Here is a 3,219-nt window from a genome sequence, read left to right on the forward strand (position 1 = left end):
GGAGAAGCGGGAGAAGCGGGAAGAAGCGGGAAGAAGGCGGAAAGTGAAAAGCCCCGGACCGGCCGGTCCGGGGCTTTTCCTCACGAGCGGGCGACGGGAATCGAACCCGCGTAGCTAGTTTGGAAGACTAGGGCTCTACCATTGAGCTACGCCCGCACGGAGCGCGCCGCAGGTCAGTGACCGCGGCACGGAAGGCATCGTAGCGTCTCGCACCCCCTCGCCGCACACCCCGTCCGGCGCTTCGTCCGCCGGCGCCGCGAGCGCGGGGGAAATGGGCCCGCCGCCAGGCCCGGGGCCATGTACCCTACGTGTCGCACCGACGGGGTGTGGCGCAGCTTGGTAGCGCGTCCGCTTTGGGAGCGGAAGGCCGTGGGTTCAAATCCCGCCACCCCGACCACCTGGATCAACGCCAGGGACGGCTGGATCCGGCGGGCGGCGCCGGGCTTCACCGGTCTCCTTTTGGGGGGTGTACCGCCTGCGGCTAGTATGCAAACTGCGCGCCCGTATGTCTGCACTGTCACGTCTCTCAAGGGCCGCGAATCCGCAGAGGCTCTGCCCGACCGGCAGAGGCACGCAGAACCCCCAAGAAGTCAGCCACAAGGAGACCGAACCGTGAAGAGCGCCGTGGAGACCCTGAACCCGACTCGGGTTCGGCTCACTGTCGAGGTGCCCTTCGAGGAGCTCAAGGACAGCCTCGACGCGGCGTACAAGAAGATCAACCAGCAGGTCACGGTGAAGGGGTTCCGGAAGGGCAAGATCCCGGCCCGCATCATCGACCAGCGGTTCGGTCGTGGCGCCGTGCTCGAGGAAGCCGTCAACGACGCGCTCCCGAAGTTCTACACCGAAGCGGTCAACGAGGCTGAGCTGAACGTCCTCGGCCAGCCCGAGGTCGACATCACCGAGCTGAAGGACGGCGAGACGCTGAACTTCACCGCCGAGGTCGACGTCCGCCCGACCATCGAGATCCCGGACTACTCCGGCATCGAGGTCGAGGTCGACGCCATCGAGGTCAGCGACGAGGACGTCGACAAGGCCGTCACCGAGCTGCGCGAGCGCTTCGCCTCGACCTCCCCGGTCGAGCGTGCCGCCCAGGACGGCGACGTCGTCACCCTCGACCTGGAGGCCAAGGTCGACGGTGAGGTCCTCGAGGACGGCGTCGCGTCCGGCGTCTCCTACACCATCGGCTCCGGTGAGCTGCTGGAAGGCATCGACGAGGCCGTGACGGGCGTGGAGGCCGGTGGCGAGACCACCTTCACCTCCGAGCTCAAGGGCGGCTCGGCGGCCGGCAAGGAGGCCGAGGTCACCGTCAAGGTCACCCAGGTCGCCGCCCGCGAACTGCCCGAGCTGGACGACGACTTCGCGCAGCTCGCGTCCGAGTTCGACACGCTCGACGAGCTGAAGGCCGACAGCCGCAAGCGTCTCGAGAACATGAAGCAGTACGACCAGGCCACGCAGGCCCAGGAGCGCGTCCTGGAGAAGCTGCTCGAGCTGGTCGAGGTCCCGGTCCCCGAGAAGCTGCTCGAGGACGAGATCAACACCCGTAAGCACAACCTCGAGCACCACCAGCTCGGCCAGATGGGCCTCGACCTCGCGAAGTACCTGGAGATCCAGGGCAAGACCGAGGAGGAGTTCGTCGCGGAGACCAAGGAAGCCGCGGTCAAGGGCATCAAGACGCAGTTCGTCCTCGACGAGCTCGTCAACAAGGAGAAGCTGAACGTCAACCAGGAGGAGCTCACCGAGCACCTCATGCGGCGCGCCGCCTCCTCCGGCATGTCCCCCGACCAGTTCGCCCAGGCCGTCGTCGAGGGCGGCCAGGTCCCGATGCTGGTCGGCGAGGTCGCCCGCGGCAAGGCCCTCGCGGTCGTCGTCGAGGCCGCCACGGTCAAGGACACCAACGGCGAGATCGTCGACCTGGACGACGAGGACGAGACGGCCGAGACCGTCGAGGCCGCCGCCGAGTCCTCGGACGACGCCCCCGAGGACAAGCCCGAGGCCTGATCCCCCGCAGTACGCCACGACGGGCCCCCGGGACATCCATGTCCCGGGGGCCCGTCGCGCCCTCCAGGGGCACGGGGAACCGCGCGCTCGGCCCACGTGGCGCCGCACCCGCCGACGGCCGGGACACCCAGACGCGCCCGCGGCCCCGCAGGGGCCCTTCAGGGGCGCGAGGAACTGCGCGACCAGCCCCCGACGACCCGCACTCGCCGACGCACAGCCCGTCGCAGACGCGTCCGCACGGCGGCGCCGGAGAAAGACGGCTCCCCTCGGGCGGGGCCCACCCGAAACCCCGCTCAAGCCGGCGCAGCACATGCGCTCACAGCGAACAGTTACCTCTGCGGGATTCCCCGGAGGGACCCGCGCGTTAGGGTCCATGAATACGAGGGCAGGGGAGTCCCCGAAGCCGCCCCGGGGCGGTGCGGGTGGGGCCCCAGGCCTGAGCAGAAGACGTGAGACGGCCCGGCGCCGTCGCAAGACGAGCAGGTGGATACGTGACGAATCTGATGCCCACAGCTGCCGGCGACCCCATCGGTGGTGGCCTCGGCGACCAGGTCTACAACCGACTGCTCGGCGAGCGAATCATCTTCCTCGGCCAGGCGGTCGACGATGACATCGCCAACAAGATCACGGCGCAGCTGCTGCTCCTTGCCTCCGACCCGGACAAGGACATCTACCTCTACATCAACAGCCCCGGCGGCTCGATCACGGCCGGTATGGCGATCTACGACACCATGCAGTACATCAAGAACGACGTGGTGACCATCGCCATGGGCATGGCGGCCTCGATGGGCCAGTTCCTGCTCAGCGCCGGTACCCCCGGCAAGCGCTTCGCGCTGCCGAACGCCGAGATCCTGATCCACCAGCCCTCCGCGGGCCTCGCGGGCTCCGCGTCGGACATCAAGATCCACGCCGAGCGGCTGCTGCACACCAAGAAGCGGATGGCGGAGCTGACCGCCTTCCACACCGGCCAGAGCGTGGAGCAGATCACCCGCGACTCCGACCGCGACCGCTGGTTCGACCCGATCGAGGCCAAGGAGTACGGCCTCATCGACGACATCATGCCCACCGCAGCCGGCATGCCGGGCGGCGGCGGCACCGGGGCGGCGTAACCGGCTCACGCCGGCGGGGGGGGGGGGGGGGGGGGGGGGGGGGGGGGGGGGGGGGGGGGGGGGGGGGGGGGGGGGGGGGGGGGTGGGGCGGGGGGGGGGGCCAGCTGCTCCC

Annotated in this window: 2 protein-coding genes and 2 tRNA genes; 3 read left to right on the forward strand and 1 reads right to left on the reverse strand. The window is 69.6% G+C overall.

What is annotated here, in order from left to right; translation table 11 throughout:
- Positions 1-85: 85 nt before the first annotated feature.
- A tRNA-Gly gene (locus tag AC069T_RS29465) sits at positions 86-156 on the reverse strand.
- A gap of 164 nt (positions 157-320) precedes the next feature.
- Between AC069T_RS29465 and AC069T_RS29470 the strand changes: the two genes are divergently transcribed.
- The 3 genes from AC069T_RS29470 to AC069T_RS29480 all read left to right on the forward strand — a co-directional run bounded on the left by AC069T_RS29470 (position 321) and on the right by AC069T_RS29480 (position 3,107).
- Positions 321-397: transfer RNA gene (locus tag AC069T_RS29470), tRNA-Pro, on the forward strand.
- A gap of 215 nt (positions 398-612) precedes the next feature.
- Positions 613-1,998, forward strand: coding sequence for a trigger factor (gene tig / locus AC069T_RS29475; RefSeq protein ID WP_478785649.1), 1,386 nt, complete (start codon positions 613-615; stop codon positions 1,996-1,998).
- A gap of 503 nt (positions 1,999-2,501) precedes the next feature.
- A complete protein-coding gene (locus AC069T_RS29480; protein ID WP_183116939.1) occupies positions 2,502-3,107 on the forward strand; it encodes an ATP-dependent Clp protease proteolytic subunit in 606 nt (201 codons plus the stop codon).
- The last annotated feature ends 112 nt before the right edge of the window (positions 3,108-3,219 follow it).

Source organism: Streptomyces sp. NPDC043867 (genome assembly GCF_056435845.1).

What these genes read in the sequence shown, in the direction of transcription:
- AC069T_RS29480 (WP_183116939.1), top strand. Translation starts at nt 2,502, where the DNA reads ATGCCCACAGCTGCCGGCGACCCCATCGGTGGTGGCCTCGGCGACCAG.